Raw genomic sequence first — 21082 nt, 5'->3', positions numbered from 1 at the left:
AGTCGTGGCGAAGGTAAACATCGTCCGCCCCGGTGAGGGCGAGATCCTCGGCAGCGGGGCGCAGCAGATCCGCATCCTGGAGAACGGCGAGCACACCGACCACCGGCTGGGGTTCGCCGAGGTCACCATTCCGCCGGGCACCCCGAGCCCGTTGCAGCATCGTCACGCCCAGCATGACGAGGGCTTCTACGTGCTGGCGGGAACTTTCCGGTTCACCGTCGGCGAGGACCAATACGACGCCGGGCCGGGCACCTGGGTCATCGTGCCGACCGGGGCGCCGCACACGTTCGCCAACGTCGGCGACGAGAACGCGGTCATGCTGAACACCTTCACGCCGGACCTGTATGTGCAGTACTTCCGCGACTTCAAGGCCATGATCGATTCCGGGCAGCCGGTCAACGCCGAGACCATGCAACCGCTCTGGAAGAACTACGCCACCGAGATCTCGAACGAATACGCCTCGTGAAGCGCCTTCAATACGACCGCTACGGCGGCCCGGAGGTGATGCGGCTCGCTGAGTTCGAGCCACCACGCCCGGGTCCGGATGAGGTTCTCGTCCGCGTCCGAGCGGCGGCTTCCAACGCGCTGGACTGGAAAATGCGCAACGGCGAGATGAAGTTGATGACCGGTCGCTCCTTTCCCCGGGCGATGGGGCACGACTTCGCCGGAGTCGTCGAGGCGGTCGGCGCCGGCGTCACCCGCTTGAAGGCCGGCGACGCGGTACTCGGCGGGGCTCGTTTCCGGCAGGCGGGGGCGTTCGCCGAGATGGTGACGGTCCCGGAGAAGGCGGTCCTGCTCAAACCGGTGGACCTTTCGTACGAGCAGGCCGCCGCGCTGCCGACCGTGGGCGTGACCGCCTACCAGGCCACGGCGGAGGTCCGTCCCGGGCAGGCGGTCTTCGTCAACGGGTGCCTGGGCGGGGTGGGCCGGGCCGCCGTCCAGTTTGCCCGGGCGCGGGGAGCCTCGGTCGCCGGCAGTTGCCGCAACCCTGCGGCTGACGAGGCCCACGAGCTCGGCGTCGAGCCGGTCGTGGGTTTCGGCTTCGACCCGGCCGCCCTCGCGGAACGGTTCGATCTCGTCCTCGACACGCCCGGCATGCTTCCCTTCGCCGCGGCCCGAACGCTGCTGAAGCCCGGCGGAACCATCGTCGACATCGTCCCAACCCCGGCCAAAATGATCACCCGCCGCTGCCTCTCAGTCTCGGCGTAGGTGATCAGCCCGGGGCGGACACTCTCAGCGGGAGCGGGGGCAAGCAGTTCTTCCCGACCGGAGCTGAGAGAGGACCTGCGCGACCGGCAAGTCGTACTGGTCCTTGTCCTGCTCCCAGAACGAAAGGGCCCGAGCCGTGGCCTCGGCCATGTCCGCGGGCAGGTCGGCCGCCCGGAGAGTATCGGCGACCTCTTCCATCTCGGGCGCCCAGCGCCAGGCCCTGGCAGCCACACTCGGCAGGTACCCCGGATCGGAGAGGATCGCAGAGACCATGATCTCGGCTTCAGCCGTGAGCTGGTCGCCGACTCCATGGGCGTGTGCGAGCGCGTGGGAGACCCCCGCGAGAGTACGAGCGGCCTTCTGGTAACTGGCGAAGGCCATCTTCAGGGCGGAAGCGGAACCGATGGCCTCGCCTGCCCGGCGCACATCCAACGAAGAGTCCGTGAACAGCGGCTCCACCAGGTCGACTGCGGAGCCGGCCCCTGCGAGGTAGAGCCGTGCCGTACGCCCTTCACCTGGCGGCGGACCGAAGACTGCGCCGTCGACGACCTCGGAGCCGGGGCGGATCTCCTCCGCGATGCGCTGTACGCGCTGGGGACTGATGGCATTGACATCGACGTACGCCCCCGCGAAGGCGTGCGCAGCCACGGCCGCTGCCACGTCCTCCGCCGCCTGCGGTGGGCAGACCGAGAGAACGACCGCGCTACGGGACAGCGCTTCCGCAAGGGAGTCGCAGGCCATGGCTCCGGCCTCCCTCGCGCGTCGCCACGTGTTCTCGCTGCGGCCCTTGGAAACCCACACCACGTCGTGGCCGCCGGTGACAAGCTCGGCGGTGACCGCCGCGCCCATGGATCCCGGGTGCAAGACGGTCACGACGGTCACTGGCTGCCTCCGGCGAAATGCGACGTGGTGTGTTCCTCATCAACATGATCCGCTGTCGTGGAGCAGCAACGGCGGAGGACCGGGCACCTGGCTCGGACGGGCCGGCGGCCGATAGGGCACAAGTCCCCTTGCCTCGTGTCGGCACTTCATGGCGAAGCAGGCAACGCGGCTGTGGCACCCCTGTCCCGACAGGGGGACTCACGCGCAAGCCGCGTCGTGGGTACCGTGCTGGAGACGAACTCTGTACGGACAGACCGGCGATCGCGCTGGATCGTCCGGCGGCCGGGAGGTGTCCTGATGCTGGAGGAAGCCGAGGAGATTGGCAAGCGCGTCCGCAGGGCGAGGCTGCGGTTGGGCATGCCGCAGGCCGACCTGGCGACAGCCCTGGGGAAGTCGCAGGGCTGGGTGTCGAAGATGGAACGTGGCCTGATCGAGCTGGACCGGGTCGGGCTGCTCAACCAGGTGGCCGCGGAGCTGCACGTCCATCCGAACGACCTGATCGGGCGCCCGTACAGCAGCTCCCCAGCCGACAACCAGTGGCAGGTTGCCGCCTCGTCGATCTTGCGCGAGCTGCGCCGCTACGACCTCGTCCCCGTCTTCGACGGGGCGCCGCGGCCCGCCTCACAGCTGTGGCGTGAGGTGACCCGGCTGCACCGCTTGCGGGACACCGCTTCGAACGTGGCGATTCTCCGCGTTCTCCCGGACCTGTTCCGCGAGGCGCGCGCCCTGGCGGAGGAGTCGGAGGGGCACGAGCGGGAGGAGGCGTACGCCATCTACGGCGTGTGCTGCAAGTTCGCGCACACCGCCGCCCACTCCCTCGGGCACCCCGAACTGGTCGCCATGGCCTGCGAGCGCGCCGCGTGGTCCGCCAGGTTGTCGGGAGATCCGGTGCTGCCTGCCGTCGCCGACTGGATGAGGGTCTGGGACATGTGGGCAACGGCTGACTGGGCCGACGCTCTGACGCTCTCGGACAAGGCGATCACCTCGGTGGAGCAGGAGTACGACCGTGGCGAGCCGCTGGCCGTGCGAGCCTGGGGCACGCTGCAGCTACGGGCTGCGGTCTCCGCCGCCCGAGCCGGCCGCGCCTCGGAGGCCGAGGACCGGATCGGACACGCGAAGGCTGCTGCCGAGCGCATGGACGCGTATGTCGGGGCCCCGGTCTACGACCGGCATTCGCTGACGTTCTCCGCCGGGAACGTGCAGATCCACGCGATCAGCGTGGCCCTGGAGATGGGCAAACAGGGCAAGGCGCTGGAGATAAACCGCCGTACCAGCCCGGGACTGGTGGGTTCGCTGCCCAACTCCCGTCAGGGACACCACCACATGGACGTCGCGCGCGCCTGGCTGTGGGACGGGAACCGGGGCAAGGCCCTGGCCGAGTTGGAGACAGCCGAGCGGATCGCGCCCCAGCTCGTACGGAATCACCCCATCGCCCGTTCGACGCTCCGCAGCATCGTCTACGCGGAACGAGCAGCCACACGGGAGAAGCTGCGGCGCATGTCCGACCGCTTCCACCTGGACGGATAAGGGTCGTATTCCTCCGGCTCATATTCGAGGGTTGTCCTGTCCCTAGCTTCAGGGCATGACGCGACGACGTTCTCCCCACCTTCCCTCGCAGGAATCCGGGTTAAGTACCGCAGCTCCCTTCGTTCCCCGGCTTGGCGACCTCGCCACCGACAGCGCCCGCGAGGACCGTGTGGGGGTCGTGGTCGCTCTCCCCGGTGAGGGCTCCGCCACGACCTACCACCTGCGCCCGCCCGGGGGCGGGACCCAGTGGTCCGCGCCCGCCGACGGGACGACGCTCGGGCCCGTGCCGGTGAAGGCCACCCACGCCACGCTGCTGGCCGGCCGGGACGCGGTCTACGACCCGAGGGCCCGGCAAGGGTCGGTCCCCGTCGAGTTCCACTTCGATGACGGCTCGACCCTCGACGGCGCGCTCATCCTCACCTCTGCTGAGCTGGAGCGGTTGTACGCGCAGACCAGCCGCCTCCTCGTCGCCCACGAACACACCCTCGGCGGCACCTCGTGACCGGGGCTCGGCGCCGCCATGCCCGAAACGCCGCGTCCAGAACCGCACGGTCCGACCACGGAGGCCGAATCGCGTTCACGTTCCTGGCCGTCGTCGGCCTGGTCGGCCCGGCCTGGGCACTGCGTGAGCACGCCGGCCCGCTCCTTGAAGGAGCTGGCCATCGGCCCATCGCCGTCCCACCGGACGCGAGCCTGCCCTCCGACCACTGAGGCCGCTCCCGATACCGACGCCGTCTGCCCGCGCTCGACCGCCGGAGCGTCCCACGCTGCTCTCTTGTCGAGCGGGGCTGAAGAACCGCCCCGCTCAGCGCGGCTTCGGCTGCCCGGGGCGGGACGGCCTGCACCTCGTCAGCCATCTGGAACATCCACGCGTGATTCCCCAGGGAGGGATCATGGACATCCCGTACATCGTCATCGACCAGCTCGTCCCCGACCAGCAGCAGGTCTGGAAGACGTACTTCGGCGACGCCGACCGCCCCCGCTACATCGAGGAAGGCATCTGGCGCCGCACCCAGGAGAAGGCCACCGCCGGCCAGTCCGGCTGGGCGGCCTCCGACGACGCACGGCGGCGGATCATCCACTACCGCTACCGGTACGGCCTGGTGCCCACCACGGCTGCGCCGGCCATCGGCTTGACCGACCTGTACCTCTATCACTCCGCATCCGCCCCGGCCGACGAGATCGACGCACACCACGACGCCCTGTGGGATTCGCTCGCCACTGGCGGCTGGAAGGAGGTACCCGGGGGATTCTTATGGACCCGACGGGATCTGAAGTGCCGGATCACCGAGCACGACATCCACCCCCAGGACGCCGCTGCGGGCCGCACCCTCCCTACCGGCTACCGGAGCCTGGACGTGCAGATCTCCTCCGTGTCCTACGCGCCGCCGCCCGCTGTCCGGCAACTGCCGTGGAACGTGCTCTCCACCGGAATCCGGTTCAAGGACCGTCACGGCACGCCGACACGCGTGCCGGACCTGTCCATCCTCACGAACCTGCGACCGTTCCAGGTGGAGATCGGATGCGGTACGTCGGTCGAGGCGGGCATCCCGCCCCTGCACCGGCTCCACGAGATCTACCGGGTCACCGACCGCCAAGGCCACGAGCCGCGGGAGCACCGCTTCACCCTCTCCCCGACAGCGGACACACTCCTCCATGAGGTGCTGACGGAGCCGGAGGAGAAGACGGCAGAATTCGTGGAGATGTTCCGTGCCTGCTTCCTGGCCGAGCCGACCCCAGCCATGTGGGCACTGAAGGAACTGAAGGACGCCGGGCACCTCGTCGGTCCGGTCATCACCAACAACTTCGACGTGCTCGCCGCGCGGGCCGGGCTCGACGAGTGCTTCATGCGCCGCTACGACCAGGCCGTACCCGACGTCGAGTGGGTGGACGGCGCCAAGGCCCTCCTCGTCGTCGGCCTGCACGCCGACCGACGCAAGGTCCAGGCACGCGCCCGCGCTCGCGGCATGCAGGTCGTCTACCTGGACCCGGAGGGCTTCTGGCGTGACGGTCAGTTCATGCCGTATCCGCTGGAAGGCCCCCAGGACGGCGACCTGGTGTGCCGGGCAACTGCCGCCGAGGCGCTGCCCGCCCTCGTCAACCTACTCAAACAGCAAGCTGGTTGATCCACCTGCACGAAGAGGGCCGCGCCGGGTGTTGGCGCTAGCGTGACGCACCCGGCCGGCCCGGACTCCCCTGGGCGGGCGAGGGACAAGGAAAGGAGCGTCGACCCATGCGCGTATCCGTCATCGGCTGTGGTCACCTGGGCATCCCCCACGCGGCTGCCATGGCCGAGATCGGCCACGAGGTCATCGGCGTGGACCTGGACCAGGCGAAGATCGACCGCCTCAACGCCGGCGAGTGCCCCATCTACGAGGACGGCCTGCCCGAACTCCTCAGCACCCACACCGACACTGGACGGCTGCGGTTCACCACCAGCCTCGCCGAGGCAGCCGAGTTCGCCGACATCCACTTCCTCGCCGTGGGCACGCCGATCGACGCGGACGGACGGAGCTACGACACCGGACAGGTCTTCGGCGCCGCCCGCGCCCTCGCCCCGCACCTGACCCGCCCCACGGTCGTCATCGGCAAGTCCACGGTCACCGTCGGCACCTCCCGCGACCTCGGCGCTCTCCTCGCCCGCCTCTCTCCGGCCGGTGAGGACGTGGAGGTCGTCTGGAACCCCGAGTTCCTGCGTGAGGGCCACGCCATCGACGACACCCTGCGCCCAGACCGCATCGTCGTGGGCGTCCCCTCTGCCCGCGCCGAGGACGCGGTACGCGAGGTCTACGCGCCCCTCTTGGCGAACGGCATCCCGCTGTTCGTGACCGACCCCGCCACCGCCGAACTCATCAAGGGCGCTGCCAACGCCTACCTCGGCATGAAGATCTCCTTCATCAACGGCGTCGCCGACATGTGCACCGCCGCCGGAGCCGACGTCCAGCAACTCACCGAAGCCATCGGCCTGGACCCCCGCATCGGCCGCGGCGGCCTGAACGCCGGCCCCGGCTACGGCGGCGGCTGCCTCCCGAAGGACGTCCGCGCCTTCACCGCCTCAGCCCGTACCTTGGGTGCCAACGAGGCAGCGACCATGCTGCGGGCGGCGGAGGGGGTCAACGAGTCCCGACCCGCCGCCGCGCTGAGGCTCATCGAGCAGACGCTCGGCCGACCCGTCGACGGCGTACGCATCACCGTCTGGGGCGCCTCCTTCAAGGCCGGAACCGACGACGTCCGCGAATCCCCGGCCCTGGCGATCGCCGCGCTCATGCACCAGCGCGGCGCGACCGTCACCGTCCACGACCCGCACGCCGTGCCCACAGCACTGCGCCGCCACCCCGAACTCGACTACTGCGAAGACCTCGAAGGCTCACTCGCGGCAGCAGAGTTGATCGTCCTGGCCACCGAATGGCCCCACTTCCGCGAGGCCGACCCCAAGGCCCTCTCCCCACTGGTCGCGGACCAGGTCCTCGTCGACCTCCGCAACCTCATCGACGCCGATGCCTGGCGCATGGCCGGATGGACCGTACGCCAGCTCGGTCGCCCCGCACAGGAATAGCCGAACCCATCGATCGGAGGTCCGACGTGGACACCCTGTGGGACAACATCGAGAAGCTCTCCGCCGTCTGCCGAGCGGCCGGCGCTCACCTGCCCGACGAGGAGCTCAAGAGCCTCCAGGTCGGCAAGGTCGCCGAGGAGGCCGGCGAGGCCATGCACGCCCTCCACGGCCTGAAGGGCCTCACCACCTGCGGCGACGACCACACCTGGTCCGAGGTCCAGAACGACCTGGTCGGCGCCGTCATCGCCGCCCTCCTGGCCATGCACTACATCAACCCCACCGACGCCCGCGCCACCTTCGACGAGATCTTCCACCGCCGGACGCGTAGGGGCCGCGAGACCGCCACACCTGCGTCTGCCTGACAACTTCCGGCCACGGTCCTTCAGCCGCACCTGTTGCGTGCGGCTGAAGGACCGTGGGATCACGTGCCACCACAGCCCCGGGGACAAGTGATCGAGCTGGTAGAGATGGCACCTCCGGCTATTCGGGTGCCTCGCACTGAAATCCTAGACAAGACATCCGCACCAGAATCAGAAGTGGGGATCCGGCCTTCCGCAGCTAAGTGGAAGGCAACAGCGGAAAGGCCGCATCAGGCCTGCAGGGGAAACCAAGACTCGTACCGAGCAGCCTGTTATGCCATCTCAGAACCGTTACTCGCGAGGCGGCGCTTCAAACGCAAGCAGTGCTCGTTAGCGGGCTCTCGCCTTAGCCCTTCAGTCACCCACCGGTCAGCAGCATCGGTATCCTTCTCATCGTGCATGCACAGCCAAGCAAGGCGGGATAGGTCGGTGGCGTCGCCTTCGGTGTGCCTATCTTCGAGAAGCTCACGCAATCTCCGTACTATGTGCCGCCGCTCGTCGGCCTCTACCACGAGCTCTCTTCGACTCAGCAGTCCGTTGAGTCGGGAAGCAGCGGAACTAAGATCATGGAATGGCGGTTCGGCAAGTTCTGCAAGCCGCAGCCGAGCGTTCATCTCGGCCAACGGGTCATCAGTGGCACGGTAAAGCGTTATAAGCAGGCCCCAACCGTATTGATCATCTGGGAAATTCTCCAGAAAACGGTTGACCGAAAGAATTGCCTTAGAATTATCAGACATCTGATTGCGTTGGAATTCGGCCAAAGTTAGCCATGCTTTGGGGTAGCCCGTCGCCATGTACTCGATTACCGCGAGCTCTTGACTGATATCCTTCCCGAGTTCCATCTGCTTCGCTGCCGACCTGGCTAGTCGATCGATGCGTGAGGCCAGTCCATGAGCAGCGTCAGTCGTTGGGCCGAATCCTTGGATTAGCTTGAGATCGGAGTTGACAGCAATCCTGGCTGGACTCGTCACAAGCTTCTTCTTTCCGAAGATCGAAGCGGCAAGCGGCACTGAGAGAAACTCCTCACCTCCCGTCCCCTGCGATGACACCACTTCAACCAGCGATCGTTTTTCCAGATCACTTATGGCGCCTTCCACATCAAAGCGATCATTTTCCGGCCGCAGCAGCACGGCCTCAAGTCCGAGACGGGGAACCAGCGAGCGCCAACCACAGAGCGTGAGAAAGACCCTCTGGGCTGCGGAAGAAAGTGAGGCGAAGGAGCGCTCGAAGAGTGCATCGAGCATAGCGTCCTTGGCTGCTATAACCCTCTTTACGGCAATCCTGCGCCCCTCTTCGGCCACCTCACCCAGCAGCACCTTCGTGATGTAAGGATGCCCGTCCGACTCTAGAAAAAGCGCCTCCTCATAATTTGCATCGATTAGATGAGAGATGCCAAGCCTGACCGCAATAGCTGCGACTAGTTCGGAGTATTCCGGGCGGCGCATACCGCCGACCTCGATGGGATAATCGGCCTTAAACTCGCGCGTACGGGTGGTGATGAGTACCTTATTTGGCAACCTTACTGAATTACTAACGAACTGGTATAGCTCAGCTTGCTCTCGCACGGTCTCGAAGTTATCAAAGACAAATACAAACGGCCCCTCGTCAGCACTACCAGAGAGGCAATCAGCAAAATAAGTCCGCGCCTCCTTCGACTTACGCGCCAATGGGTTAGCCATCAGTTGGGAGAAGTCCATGGCGATGTCTTCTGTGGAAAGGACATCAGGGCGCACTATTTTGGGCCCCTCAGGTAGCAGGTCAATATCCCTGGCACTGAACCAAACAATTCCAAAGAATTCATTCATTCGAGATACTTTATGCAGCACTTCCAGGGCGAGCGAGGTCTTTCCTACGCCTCCCCGGCCTTGCAGGGTGATTACTGGGTAGCGGTCGTCGCAAAGCCGTTCAGTGAGTTGCTGCTCAAGTTCGGCGCGTTGCACATAGTGCTCGGGAAGAGGCGGCATATTGCTAAATAGGTTTCCCACATATGCCATGTCTGGCTGCGCTGCAGTCTCGCTACGCGGCTGAGCTTCAACGGGGAGGAGGTACGGTACCCCATCTCCGGGGCGCCTCTCGTCACTGATGTAGGAGAGAGTCTCGTACTTGCCATTCCGGAAGTTTCCGTTAGGCAAGAAAAAATCTGTAAGATCAGGGTCTGTGAAGAGCAGCTCACTGGCTCGTGGGCCATCAAGGTCAACGTACGTTCCGTCGGGAAGACTGTGCTCACTTTCACGCGCAAGATAAGCGAAGCCATCCTGGCCATCGCCAAATGGGCTTATCCGATACCTGCCAGACAGATTTCGCCGGAGGTGAACCCACGAGCGACTAAAAGCTGGCGCATTTTCAATGACCGCATTAAGTGATTCCGCCAGTTGAGGACAGATGGTAGAAAGAGCCGCCCCGCGGGGCGCTCCATGCCCGCGAGTTCGGTTACGTAGCCAGCTGAAGTCGTGGGCCCATCTGCGGAAGCTCACCTTCTTCCCAGACATGTCCTCGTAGCTTGCGTCCAAACAGACGCAGACAGCGTTAAGGGCGTCGACTGCTCTACGCTGCCAACTCTCGCTTTCCGGACCGAAGGCGATAGTGATCGCACGCTGCGAATCTCGACCGGCAGGCACCAAGTGCTGGCTGGCCGGGCCGGAGGCCAGTTGGTCTAGTAGCTCGGCCCATTTCCCTATGCTGTCTGCCCTGACTAGCTCTGAGACGGCTGCATAGCGGTGACGCTCACGATCCGTCTGAAGCGCGGCAAGCAGCTCCACAGCGAGCACCTTCACGAGCATTTCGCCCAGGTAGAGGAGATCGAAGAAGTATGCGGTGTCCGACTCTTGCCGCGCTAGGTTTGCTCGCTCGAGCATGCGGTTGACGGGAAGAAACGCCGTTTTGCTCATTGATCCCCCTGCTTCGCCGCGTCCTTGACCTGACATGGGACTAAGCCCACCGACCGTGGCCCCCCGGACGCCTGATGGGTCCTCATTCTATGGGCAGGGAGTCTCTGTGCTAAGAGCTCGTAACACGATCTTGTTGACGTTGGCTGGTGGGGCGTAACCGGTATGACGATTCGGCTGTTCGTGACGGTGTGGGTACTCGACCGTGGATCGTGGACGATGAGTTGTGGGCTCTGGTCGAGCCGTTGCTGCCGCCGTGGCCGGAGCGGTCTCCGGGGCCGAGGCCGGTGTCGGACCGGCTCTGCCTCCAGGGCATCCTGTTCGTCCTCGACAACAACATGGCCTGGCAACTCCTGCCCCTGGAGCTCGGGTTCGGCTCGGGACAGACCTGCTGGCGCCGGCTGGCCGGTGGCAGGAGGCGGGAGTCTTCGACCAGTTGCATCGGGTCATGCTCGCCGAGCTGAATGCGGCTGGCGAACTCGACTGGTCGCGTGCGTGTGTGGACGGTTCCCACATCCGCGCGAAAAGGGGGGCGCCGACACCGGCCCGTCGCCGGTCGACCGGCGGAAGACGGGCAGCAAACACCACCTGATCTGCGACGGACGCGGCACCCCGCTCAAGGTCATCACGACCGCGGCCAGCGTCAACGACGTCACCCAGACCCTCGCCCTAGTCGACGGCATCCCACCCATCGCAGGCCGCCCTGGCCAGCCCCGCCGACGACCAGAGGCCCTGCTCGGCGACAAGGGCTACGACTCCAACGCCCACCGCGACGAGCTCCGCCGCCGACGAATCCTGCCCGTCATCTCCCGCAAGGGATCGCCGAACATCAAAGGCATCGGCAAGCTGCGATACGTCGTCGAGCAGACGTTCGCCCTGCTCCACCACTTCAAACGCCTCGCCGTCCGCTGGGAACGCCGCACCGAACTCCACGACGCCTTCATCTCCCTCGCCTGCGGCCTCATCTGCTACCGACGACTCAAGAAAACCCGACCATGATCGTGTTACGAGCTCTAAGTAGTAGACAGCTGATTGTGCCGATCGGTCCGGACGAGGAGCTCAGGTTCGCCGAGAGCCGTTGAGGTGATCGCAAGCGGTGCTGCATCGTGAGCGCCCACCGTCGTGGGTGAGATCCCCAACTGGCGAGGGGCCGGCGACTTTATGCGGGTCTTCCAGGGCTCAGCCTGGGGGAGTGCTGCACTGCAAGCACTCCCCCAGGCTGCACCCTCGGCTACACACTCGGGTGTGGACTGCAGCAGCATCGGTGTCTCGCCCTGAGCCCACCAGGCCGAGGCCCGGCACGCACCCTTGCAAGTCCGTTTGTTGCCAGCCTCGTGCCCCATCCGTGCCCAGCAGAGCGGACAGCAACGGTCAGACACAGCTTCTATGGACCGCGGCCATTCAAGCTGCGCTACGAAAACTCGCAGGTCAGGGTCTCTTCGGATGCCTAGGAACCGTTGATTCCCAAGCTCAGAGCGCGAGTTCGATTCTCGTCACCCGCTCCACGAAAAGCCCCCAGCCAACGGCTCGGGGCTTCCTTGTTGTCAACGACACGAATCACGGCCTGCGCTGCCACCTTGGGGGGTGAGCAGGTCAGGTGCTTCCTCCCAGTGAAATCGGCTTACCCCGCCTCCCGCCTTCGGGCAGTGGGGTTCGTAGGAGCCGATCAAGATGCCCATCGTGCGCAGTTTCCGCAGACTCTCGGCGTAGGCAAGGTTGGCGGCCTGGGCGGAGTTCGCGTAGGGCAGAGCAGCAGTCGGGGCGCCGGGACCGTAGGACTCACAGAAGAGCCCGAGCGCGAGAATGTCGGAGATGCCGGCCGCCCCACTTGTTGGTCGTGTTGAACGTCGCCTGGGCAATAGCGCCCGGGGCCGGAAGGGGCTGCGGAGCACTGGGAGAGCGCCACGGGAACGGATCGGGTAGCTGGTCAGCGCCTCGACGGCTCCACGTCGATGAAACTCAGTCACTGCGGGGTGTCGCGACGACACCCACACCCCAACCTGCGTCCGGGGCTGCACGGATCAGCCGACATCACCGGCAAATGCCCGACCCGCACAAGACGACGTAGAGAAAGGCTTCATGACCTGCTGGCCGGGCGGTGAACGTCCCGCGCCGCGCAACTCTCGGCAATGCGGAGCGCCCCGTACCTCTGGTCGAGCCGACCCTGCTGGCTGTAAGCGCGTGCCGTCTCGCCCCAGAGAGCAGCCCGTCGTTCGGGGAGGGGGCGAATGTGCCGTCACATGAGGGGCGCGCGGCCTCCAGGGCAAGCCCGGCGTCACCGAAGGCCACCGCAGCGCTCACCCCGTGCAGACTGACTTTCGTCGGGCGAAATTTGGCCCAGAGGTCTGAGCGATCGAGCGTGAAGAAACGCGAGACCTCCCATTCCTTCGCGCCCGCAGGTGATACCCGATCATGCGGCACATACCGCCAGGCGCGCCGCCGCCCATATGCGTACACCACCGGATCGAAGACAAGCGCGGCACAAGAACCGCAGCGGCTGGTCCACTCGTCGCGGATCTCAGCGCGGATGCAGCGGCTCGACCGCCTGCCGCTGAGCGACCGTAGACGGATCCTTAGGTTCAGGCTCGCAGAGACAGACCACACCACACACCGTGCTTCTGCAAGGCAAGGCGTACCGGTGCGGGATCCACGTCTCCAAGCCCGAAGCACGCTCATGGCGCCCCACCATCGCCCCTCCGACGAACGCTCAGGTCGGCCTCTAGCGCACCACCCGTGCCCTCCTCCGCGCGCCGTCGCGCCAGTTCTCCCCCAGCAAGGTCCGGCGTCCGAGGCGCTGGTGTCGATCCGCGGTCAAGTCCGGCACGGCAGCACGCCGCTCAGATCCGGCAGCACCGGATCCAGGCCTCTATCCGCGATGACATCAGCCACCAACGAAGTGGCTCGGCGAAACCGGCCCGGAGATCGAAAGTTCAATCGATTTTCGATAATAATTTTACACCAAATCGCCCATTCCCTATTTCCCCAGCCACGGGCTCATCAAATTGCTTGACCCACCGCGCCGAGGAGAGTGACCATCTATCTTGCGAAACTCCTAGGGAAGGGCGCAATGACCACTCCACAAAGTAGTTCTAACGAAGAACCCGTCGCACCCCTGTACAGCATGGCCAGATTCGTGGAAACCGTCTGCTCATGTCCGGGATTCTCAATGAGCCGACATGGCGACCAGTGGGAAATCCGAGCGGAAAGCTCAACGAAATCCTTTTTCGTGCCCGAGGTCGTGACCGGCACTCAGTATTTGGAATTCACGCACAAGCTCAACAAAATGAATTGGCACCCCACACCCCGTCTCTGGTCCGGCGCCCCCTCCTTGTCATTCGAGGACGTCTCTCCCATGGATGCGTGCGAGCTGCTGCTCCGAATCCCGTGGTACCAGCGCACCATGGAGGACCGCAAGGTCGAGGAATGGGCAGGTGCCATGCGCCGCAAGGAGTGGCGAACCACCCATCAGGGGCTGGCGAGCGACCAGCAGGGGATGCTGTACGACGGACAGCACAGGCTGGCCGCTCAGGTGATTGTGGGGATCACGCTGCGCTACAGCGTGGCGCGCGGCATCGAGGGCGACACCTTCAATGTGGTCGACCGTGGGAAAATGCGCAGCAGCTCGTATACGTTCGCAGCCGCCGGCGAGAAGGACGCATTCAACCTGTCCGCTGCTCTGCGCCTGCTCTGGATGTGGGAAAACCACCCGATCGAGAAGTGGAAGAACCGGCATCCGGTGTCAGATGACCAGCTCAAGGCGGTGCTGGACCGTCACCCGAATATCCGACACTCGGTGAAGCGGGGAAAGCCGATCCCGCGCGCGTCGGCACGTGCGACCACTCTCGTTCACTATCTGGCGACTCAGGCGTGCGGATCTTCCGAGGTCCCGGACCAGTGGTACGCGCAGCTGGGCACCGGGGAGAATTTCCAACGACGCGACCCGGGACTGGTACTGCGCAACTACTTTCTCGGCGGAGAAATGACCGATAAGGGGAATCGGTCGCCGGTGAGGGGTATTCAATCGGCTATCCAGGTCATGCACCTTTTCGCGACGGCATGGAACAACACATGCACCGGCCAGCAGCGTGTTATTGCGAAAGCCTTTGGCAACTACGGTGTACCGACCCTCAAGAAGCCAGGCCCGAACCACCTCTTTCGCTTCCCCATGAAAGATTCGGGAGAAGCAGACATGTTGCCCTAGACCGACGCACGTAAGGTAATTCACGCAGAAGCCTCAGGTCGGCGGCCCGAGGCTTCTGCTGTCGCCCGGGCTGTCTCCGGACGCCGTAGTGACGACACACGAGGACCGCGACTGGGGTGCCTGCCGGATTGATAGCCGTGCCGACCATCAACATTCCCCGGCGCTCGGCTCGACGCGAAGCAGTGGGAGCCTCCCTTAAGTGTCCAACCCGCAGTCGCGGCATGTGTTGCCGGTCGGGGGGTCCTGTACGCGGCTGGCCCCTTGCGGAGCTCCTCGGGCGGGCGACCTGCGCGGGCGCCAAGGCCCCGGAAGCTCGCGCTGCCAGTGTTCGCTCGGTCCTGCTCGAGCGGGTGTTTCGCGGCGGTTAGCAGCAGGTCAGGGTCTCATGGTCGGAGCAGACCTGAGTGCCCCTGGGCCGGATACTGGCGTCCTACAGCCCTCGAAGCTCAGATCACCACTCTGCCGGAGGCCCACCCTCTCCTGACTTCGCTGCCCGACGTCGGCGCCAGCCGTGCCCAGTCGAGCTCGACACCAGTAGTCTCTCGTCCCCGCAGGCGGGGCAGCCAGGGAGATCGGCACCGCCCCAGAAGCGCGTTTTTCGCATGACAACCGCAGCAGCGGAACTCCTCAAAGGTGCCGGACTGCACGGGCACAAGTACGCCATCGACGCCACAGTCGCCGAGGTCGCCCTCCGCCAGCCGAAACCCGCCGCCCTCCTGACCTCCGACAGCGACGACATGACCAAACTCTGCGGCAACCAGGTCCGCATCATCGCTCTCTGACACACCGGCCCACCCCGAGCACGCGCCCTGGCAGGGTCCGCTGTATCGCCCTGCCGTGCCCCATCCGTGCCCAGCAGAGCGGACAACAGCGGTCAGGTACAGCCTCCAGAGACCATGGCGACGCCAGCTTCCCCGCAGGAATGCGCAGGTCATAGCCGGTCCGAAGGCTCAAGCACCGCTGATTCCCAAGCTCAGAGCGCGAGTTCGATTCTCGTCACCCGCTCCACGATGAAGGCCCTGGTCAATGACCGGGGCCTTTCTTGTTGTCTAGACCGGTCAAAGCATCGCGCACCACCCACGCACCACCTTGCCCCTCTTTCGGCGGCTCAAAGGCCTCCACAAGCCGCCGGGGGAAGCGCTCGGCCATACCCAGGAGCTCAGCCACTTCCGGGACGGACAGACGCCTCTCACGCACGTCACTCTCCTCGCTATGCCGCGCCGCGCCGTGCCGGAACCCGACAGTCGGGACACTTCTGGCGCGGTCCCGCGTCCGGGTCTCGGTGTCCGAGGGGTACCAACCACTGCCGCCCTTGATGACCTGTCCGTCAGCATCGCCAGGCAGCTGATGACACGGTGACGGACCCGGACATGTTCACTCGGCTGTCCATCAAACCTCATTTCCAGGGGAAGAGAAACGCTTCTGTCCGTGGGGAAGGACTATGCCGTGCGGTGGGGGTGGCACGGTCCGGTCATGAAGATGATCAAGATTCTCACCGCAGTTGTCGCGAGCGCCTGCATCGCAGGCGCCCCCGTGGGCGAGGTGTCAGCGGCGCCGCGCTGGAACAAGAGCGTGAAGTGCGAGGAGACCGACCCCGAGGGACGGGTGATCCCTACGCGTTACGGCAACGCCGATCTCGGCTGGAACCACTTCTCCGGCAAACACAACATCAAGAGGTGCCGGGTGGTCGACGCAGCTCTGGCCGGGAGGGTCGACAAGAAGAACGGAGGCAGACTCGAGTACTACGGGGTCGCCCGCAACCAGACCAAGCCGGTCACGATCGTGGTCATCGTGCAACACGCCCGCCGCACGTCCGATGGTGAGTACGACGCGGGTAGGGGCAAGAAGATCGGTGTCATCACGGCCTACTGCAAGGGCATGAACAGGTGCCCGGACTGGATCAACGAGTGAACGACCCCGCCGGGGAAACGGTCGAGCAACACGCATACATCACGCGCTTCCTCCTCGACTACACAGCGGTGCCCCTTGCCGGGGGGATCTTCCTGCGCGGTGTGCTGCCGGCGCAGGATGCGGTTCGGGTCGTGACCGGAGCCGCCGACACTGTGGCGCCACACGAACTGGTCGCCTATGAAGTCCCGTTGTCGGACGAGGACGAGGAGCCGGTGACCGCCCCACTGGTACTTGGCTGGACACGCACGCTCACATCCGGCCCTCTCCCCCACACGGACGCGACCGTGATGGGCATACCCCTGGTCCCGGTGGACACCACCGTCCTCGAACACGCCGACGCGACCAGTACGGATCAAGCGCTGCGCGTGCTGCGCACACTGGCCTGGCCGTTCGTCGAGACCCCGCCCAGCCCAGCACTCTGCGGGTTCCTCTTCACCGGCCAGGACACCATGCGTCTCTACCTCGCAGTCGAGAAGGCCGACGGCCTGATCGCGGCCGACGTACAGCTCACCGGCGCGTTGACCGCCCTGCTGGCCGCCCTGCCCTCGCTCATCGGCGAAGAGGAACGCTGGGTGACAGACGCATCCGACCCCCACTGCGTCCACGTAGTCGACCTGACCACGTGGTAACGACTGGACACACCGCACCAGGGCGCCCCGAGAGCCGGCCTACTGCATCCGAGCAGCCGCATTCTGATGGTGCTCACTTGGCAATCATCATCGGCCACGCAGCCCGGACCGGGCAGCGTCGTCCGAGCGGTCACCCGTACAGGAGGCCGTGCCACAACGTGTCCAGGTAGACCCGGACCGCCTCCGCGACCAGGTCCTTCTTCGTCAGGCCCAGGAAATGCGCGCCCTGGCTGATCAACTTGGGCACGGATCAGGCACCGCGTGCCCGATCCGTGCCCAATGCCCGGTCAGTGGAGCGATGCCCGGAACGCCCCACCATAGAGTTCGTCGAGACCGATGAGCAGCACGCCATCTTCACCTCGTGCGCCACGCGACGCCTCACTTCGCAACGAGTCGCTGAAGCCGGCTGCGCTGAAGCAGGCGAGCTGACATCGGCTGGTGTCCATGCCTCGCGCGGTAAGGACTTCTCTCGCCCGAGCCAGCCGCTCCAGGTGACTCAGCCCCATGACGGTGCCCCATTTCGCCTCGCCGAGCAGGTGGACCGCTTGCTTCCTGCCCCCGGACCCAGGTTCCACCACGGCCACGTCGATCTGCGTCTGCCGCCGCGCCGCGGGGTCTGTCACCACGCCGCTGCCCACCTCCCCCAACGACGAGCGAAGCAGAGCCCTGCCTGGACCGAGTACGTACTCACGACACACCGTCTCGAAGTGCGGCCCGGCCACCTGCGCCGCGAAACGTCCCGCAGACTGCGCCCACACCTCTCGAGCCTGCCCGCTTTCCAGTCGCGCCCAGGCGGGTCGCATCACCGCCTCGTAAAAATTGATCAGCGGCTCAGTGATTCTGTACTCGGACTTCCCGGCTCGGAAGATGTCCGCTTCCCTTACCAGAAGGTGACTGTCCTCCAGGACGTGGAGGGGGTGCGAGATGTCCACAGACTTACGGCCGATGTATCCCGCGATCCCGCCCCGTGTGGCATTCCCCTGGGCCACTGCGGCAAGGACCGAGTGGTACAAGGCCGTGTCCCTGATGTCCGCTTCCTCAGCAAGCAGATACCGGGCTTCCCGGAAGAGGGGGCTGAAGGGCGAGAGGACCGTACGGCAGATCCAGTCGTCAAACTCTTCCAGCCCGGCCGGGACGTCGTCCGCGAGGAACTGCCGGCGGTACGCAGGTGTTCCGCCGACCACCGCATGAAGACGGGCCGCGAGCGCGGGATCGTCGGCGACCCCCCAAAATTCAGCGGCCGCCCGGTACCCGAAGGGCCGAACCACGAGCTCCAGTTGAGCCCGCCCCCGCAGGGGTGCGGTACTCGCCAGCAGTCCGCCCATGACGGACATCGCCGACCCGCACAGAAGAAGCCTCATCCGGCTCTCCTCAATCTGAAACCGGTCGACCTCCCTCTGGATCAGGGACGGAAGCTCCGGAGCAGTTTTCGCCAGGTATGGAAATTCATCGATAACGGCAAGCAGAGGTGCCTGAGAATCTCGCGGCGAGGCCAACCCGAACAGGTAGGAAATCGCGTCATCCCAGGTGGCAAAGGCGAACGGAACCGGCGACCCCACGTGATCGGCGAGGGCCGCGGCGAACTGTCGCAGGGATTCTGCCTCCGTCGCCGCAGTGGCTCCGAAGTAGAAGCCCCCCTGCCGCTCCACCAACGCGCGCAGCAAGTAGGTCTTGCCCATCCGCCGCCTGCCGCTGACGATCCCGAGCATGGCATGCGGCAGCGAATGGCTGGCGAAGGCCGCAAGGCGGTCCCACTCGGGGCTCCGATCGAAGACGTGGGCGGGTTTAGCCGAGCGCGCGGAACCGGACACGGGCAGAGACTCCTTAGGAATGAACTCCTAAGGAGTGTACTCCTAAGAGAGCGCGCTCAACTTGAGAGGAACACTCGCGCAGCCAAGCCAAGGGTCCCGATGCCGACGAATGCCGCACCCCCGGCCGCCAGTGAAGCCTCCGCCCCTCCCCCAACTCCCGGTGAGCCGTGAACACGACGACGGCACCGTTGGCAGCACACAGGCTGATTAACGCAAGCCAGAGCCGTCGCGCTTCCGCCATGCCCTCGCGCAAATCCTCACGCTTCTGGTCCAGGTATACCCGTACCGCCTCCGCGACCAGGTCCTTCTTCGTCAGGCCCAGGAAATGCGCGCCCTGGCTGATCAACTTGTCCGTAGCCGGTTCCACCTTGAGCGGCGACTGCCGGGGCGGCTTCGAAGCCCGCGATGAGACGCAGTCCGCCGACCGCCAGTACTGCGGATCCAAATCGATGACGGCCAACCGAATTGCCCTGCGACAGATCACCAGGGATGAAATCGCACGACGGCAAGCGCCTGATCCAGCGTGGTGACACTCTCCCACCCACGGCACGGCGGCATCGATCACCCTCGTGCCCCATCCGCGCCCTTCGGAGCGGACAACAGCGGTCAAGCATGGCGCCGAGAGACCACACCACCCTCGACCGCTCCAGCCAAACATGCAGGCCGGAGCCGCTACAGCCGTTCAAGGACCGCTGATTCCCAAGCTCAGAGCGCGAGTTCGATTCTCGTCACCCGCTCCATGATGAAGGCCCTGGTCGAAGACCAGGGCCTTGTTTGTTGTCCGGACCGCACGAGGTCTCCCCGGTGTCTCACCAGCTTCTGAGTGCCACCCAACGGGTGCTGCCCGTGCGAGAGCCGCCCGCCACCCACCGGGTGTGCCCCGCGCTCCAAGCCATTCCACGTCCTCTACCGACCGGAATCGGTCACAGCAGACGGAGCTGCCGGTTCGTGCCGTGGGTGCCGTCCTACGCTGCCCGGGAGGATCGGCGGCTAGGAACGGGGGATCCGTGGCTGAGGTGACAGCGCTGTCGGAGCGGATAGCGGAGCAGCGGGTCGGTGGCGGTGATCCGCGGGCGATGCTGGGTGAATTTCGGCGGGCATTGGTGCTGGTGCCGTTGGAGGGTGGTGGGCTGTGGACGGCGAAGTTCGGCGGGGTCCGCTGGGTCTGCGGGTTTACCGACGAGGCGGCGCTGGCCCGGTTCGCACAGACGCGGGGCTCTCTCCGCGATGCCGGGGCGGCCGGGCGGTCGTGGGAGTTCGCTGAGCTGCGGGGCGCACGGCTGCTGGACGAGATCATTCCGGCGATGGAGGTGCCGGCCGGGGTCGCCATGAATATCGCCGATGCGGACGGGTCGATGTTCTTTCCGCCGGTGGTGGGCATCGTGCCGGACACGGTCGCCGTCGGCAGGGAAGCCGCCGAAGGCCCGGAGGTCGTTTCGGAACACGGCGGGGGGCGGGAGCGATGAGTGGCGGCACGGGGGATCTCAACGTAGATCCGGGGAGCGTCGAGAAGATCACCAGCGGTCTGCGGGCGGCGGTGGCCGAGCTGAAGGAGGTCGGCACCGGTACCGGAGCGGTCCTGGGCAAGGGGCTGTCGGGCCTGTCGATGACCGGTATGGCGGTCGGCTACTACGGGTTGTCGGTGGATTTCGAGGACTTCTGCGAGCGGTGGGAGTGGGGGGTGCGGGCGCTGGTCCAGGACGCCAACACGATCGCGGCGGAGTTGGGGCTGTCCGCCGGGGTGCTGTGGGAGGAGGACCAGTACATCAAGGGCACGCTGAAGGTCGTGGTCAACGCCGGTGTCGGCAATCCGAACGCGTCCGAGGACGAGGTGATCAAGCAGGGCTGGGGCGATGTGTTCACTCCGGACTACCTCAGCCCCGACTACAGCCTGGAGTCGTACGAGCGGGCTAGGAGCGAAGCAGACCAGACCTGGAAGGACACCGGTAGGGCACTGCTGACCGAGGGGAACGGAGGCCGGCAGAGCGAGCTGATGAACCGCTTCCTCGGGGTCGACCAGGAAACCTTCGACCGGGGCGTGGACGAGGCGTTCGGCCCCTCGCCCGAGGAACGCGCCGGCCAACAGCAGCAAGGCAACGGGGGGAACTGATC

General features: G+C 65.7%; 15 protein-coding genes and 3 pseudogenes. 14 read left to right on the top strand and 4 right to left on the bottom strand.

Annotation, left to right across the window (positions count from 1 at the left end):
- Positions 1–4: 4 nt before the first annotated feature.
- Together ACIP89_RS20230 and ACIP89_RS20225 are read left to right on the top strand one after the other, a co-directional pair.
- On the top strand, positions 5–466 hold the full coding sequence (locus ACIP89_RS20230; protein ID WP_024494953.1) for a cupin domain-containing protein: 462 nt from the start codon (positions 5–7) through the stop codon (positions 464–466).
- On the top strand, positions 463–1209 hold the full coding sequence (locus tag ACIP89_RS20225) for an NADP-dependent oxidoreductase (protein ID WP_402115988.1): 747 nt from the start codon (positions 463–465) through the stop codon (positions 1207–1209). Before ACIP89_RS20230 ends, ACIP89_RS20225 begins: the two co-directional genes overlap by 4 nt.
- 24 nt (positions 1210–1233) lie before the next feature.
- On the opposite strand, the gene ACIP89_RS20220 is transcribed toward ACIP89_RS20225, so the two are convergent.
- Positions 1234–2091 (bottom strand): DUF1932 domain-containing protein, encoded by an 858-nt coding sequence (locus ACIP89_RS20220; protein ID WP_402115987.1) that lies wholly within the window; start codon positions 2089–2091, stop codon positions 1234–1236.
- A gap of 297 nt (positions 2092–2388) precedes the next feature.
- Here ACIP89_RS20220 and ACIP89_RS20215 point away from each other — a divergent pair, with 297 nt between their 5' ends.
- The 5 genes from ACIP89_RS20215 to ACIP89_RS20195 all read left to right on the top strand — a co-directional run bounded on the left by ACIP89_RS20215 (position 2389) and on the right by ACIP89_RS20195 (position 7536).
- A complete protein-coding gene (locus ACIP89_RS20215; protein WP_402115985.1) occupies positions 2389–3618 on the top strand; it encodes a helix-turn-helix domain-containing protein in 1230 nt (409 codons plus the stop codon).
- Between the two features lie 55 nt (positions 3619–3673).
- A complete protein-coding gene (locus ACIP89_RS20210; RefSeq protein WP_402115983.1) occupies positions 3674–4120 on the top strand; it encodes a hypothetical protein in 447 nt (148 codons plus the stop codon).
- Positions 4121–4511: 391 nt separating this feature from the next.
- Positions 4512–5744, top strand: a complete 1233-nt coding sequence (locus tag ACIP89_RS20205; protein WP_402115982.1) for a hypothetical protein — start codon at positions 4512–4514, stop codon at positions 5742–5744.
- 107 nt (positions 5745–5851) lie between these two features.
- On the top strand, positions 5852–7174 hold the full coding sequence (locus tag ACIP89_RS20200) for a UDP-glucose dehydrogenase family protein (RefSeq protein WP_402115981.1): 1323 nt from the start codon (positions 5852–5854) through the stop codon (positions 7172–7174).
- Between the two features lie 26 nt (positions 7175–7200).
- Entirely contained in the window at positions 7201–7536 is a 336-nt protein-coding gene (locus ACIP89_RS20195; protein ID WP_402115979.1) for a MazG-like family protein, read from the top strand.
- Between the two features lie 269 nt (positions 7537–7805).
- Here ACIP89_RS20195 and ACIP89_RS20190 read toward each other — a convergent pair whose 3' ends face one another.
- On the bottom strand, positions 7806–10421 hold the full coding sequence (locus ACIP89_RS20190) for an NB-ARC domain-containing protein (protein ID WP_402115978.1): 2616 nt from the start codon (positions 10419–10421) through the stop codon (positions 7806–7808).
- Between the two features lie 188 nt (positions 10422–10609).
- On the opposite strand from ACIP89_RS20190, the pseudogene ACIP89_RS20185 reads away from it, so the two are divergent.
- A pseudogene (locus tag ACIP89_RS20185) lies at positions 10610–11417 on the top strand (IS5 family transposase).
- Positions 11418–12501: 1084 nt separating this feature from the next.
- Here ACIP89_RS20185 and ACIP89_RS20180 read toward each other — a convergent pair.
- Positions 12502–12773: pseudogene (locus ACIP89_RS20180) on the bottom strand (hypothetical protein); the annotation flags it as partial.
- 766 nt (positions 12774–13539) lie between these two features.
- On the opposite strand from ACIP89_RS20180, the gene ACIP89_RS20175 reads away from it, so the two are divergent.
- The 4 genes and pseudogenes from ACIP89_RS20175 to ACIP89_RS20160 all read left to right on the top strand — a co-directional run bounded on the left by ACIP89_RS20175 (position 13540) and on the right by ACIP89_RS20160 (position 17159).
- Positions 13540–14619, top strand: coding sequence for a hypothetical protein (locus tag ACIP89_RS20175; RefSeq protein WP_402115976.1), 1080 nt, complete (start codon positions 13540–13542; stop codon positions 14617–14619).
- A gap of 611 nt (positions 14620–15230) precedes the next feature.
- Positions 15231–15401: pseudogene (locus ACIP89_RS20170) on the top strand (DNA-binding protein); the annotation flags it as partial.
- Between the two features lie 691 nt (positions 15402–16092).
- On the top strand, positions 16093–16530 hold the full coding sequence (locus ACIP89_RS20165; protein ID WP_402115974.1) for a hypothetical protein: 438 nt from the start codon (positions 16093–16095) through the stop codon (positions 16528–16530).
- On the top strand, positions 16527–17159 hold the full coding sequence (locus ACIP89_RS20160) for a hypothetical protein (RefSeq protein WP_401926419.1): 633 nt from the start codon (positions 16527–16529) through the stop codon (positions 17157–17159). Before ACIP89_RS20165 ends, ACIP89_RS20160 begins: the two co-directional genes overlap by 4 nt.
- 287 nt (positions 17160–17446) lie before the next feature.
- Here the strand turns inward: ACIP89_RS20160 and ACIP89_RS20155 are convergent, their stop codons facing one another.
- Positions 17447–18970, bottom strand: a complete 1524-nt coding sequence (locus ACIP89_RS20155; protein WP_402115972.1) for an ATP-binding protein — start codon at positions 18968–18970, stop codon at positions 17447–17449.
- A gap of 1007 nt (positions 18971–19977) precedes the next feature.
- Between ACIP89_RS20155 and ACIP89_RS20150 the strand changes: the two genes are divergently transcribed.
- Positions 19978–20436 (top strand): hypothetical protein, encoded by a 459-nt coding sequence (locus tag ACIP89_RS20150; RefSeq protein ID WP_402115970.1) that lies wholly within the window; start codon positions 19978–19980, stop codon positions 20434–20436.
- A complete protein-coding gene (locus ACIP89_RS20145) occupies positions 20433–21080 on the top strand; it encodes a hypothetical protein (protein ID WP_401926411.1) in 648 nt (215 codons plus the stop codon). The genes ACIP89_RS20150 and ACIP89_RS20145 overlap by 4 nt, the downstream gene beginning before the upstream one ends.
- The last annotated feature ends 2 nt before the right edge of the window (positions 21081–21082 follow it).

The organism is Streptomyces sp. NPDC088730, from assembly GCF_044751215.1.
In the GTDB taxonomy this organism is placed as follows: domain Bacteria; phylum Actinomycetota; class Actinomycetes; order Streptomycetales; family Streptomycetaceae; genus Streptomyces.
The sequence above is the reverse complement of the archived record's forward strand: the minus strand, read 5'-3'. Positions and strand labels throughout refer to the sequence as shown.

Excerpts from the sequence above, each read along its gene's own strand:
- ACIP89_RS20215 (WP_402115985.1), top strand. The coding sequence starts at position 2,389 with ATGCTGGAGGAAGCCGAGGAGATTGGCAAGCGCGTCCGCAGGGCGAGG.
- ACIP89_RS20210 (WP_402115983.1), top strand. The coding sequence starts at position 3,674 with ATGACGCGACGACGTTCTCCCCACCTTCCCTCGCAGGAATCCGGGTTA.
- ACIP89_RS20205 (WP_402115982.1), top strand. The coding sequence starts at position 4,512 with ATGGACATCCCGTACATCGTCATCGACCAGCTCGTCCCCGACCAGCAG.
- ACIP89_RS20200 (WP_402115981.1), top strand. The coding sequence starts at position 5,852 with ATGCGCGTATCCGTCATCGGCTGTGGTCACCTGGGCATCCCCCACGCG.
- ACIP89_RS20190 (WP_402115978.1), bottom strand. The coding sequence starts at position 10,421 with ATGAGCAAAACGGCGTTTCTTCCCGTCAACCGCATGCTCGAGCGAGCA.
- ACIP89_RS20175 (WP_402115976.1), top strand. The coding sequence starts at position 13,540 with ATGGCCAGATTCGTGGAAACCGTCTGCTCATGTCCGGGATTCTCAATG.
- ACIP89_RS20165 (WP_402115974.1), top strand. The coding sequence starts at position 16,093 with ATGAAGATGATCAAGATTCTCACCGCAGTTGTCGCGAGCGCCTGCATC.
- ACIP89_RS20145 (WP_401926411.1), top strand. The coding sequence starts at position 20,433 with ATGAGTGGCGGCACGGGGGATCTCAACGTAGATCCGGGGAGCGTCGAG.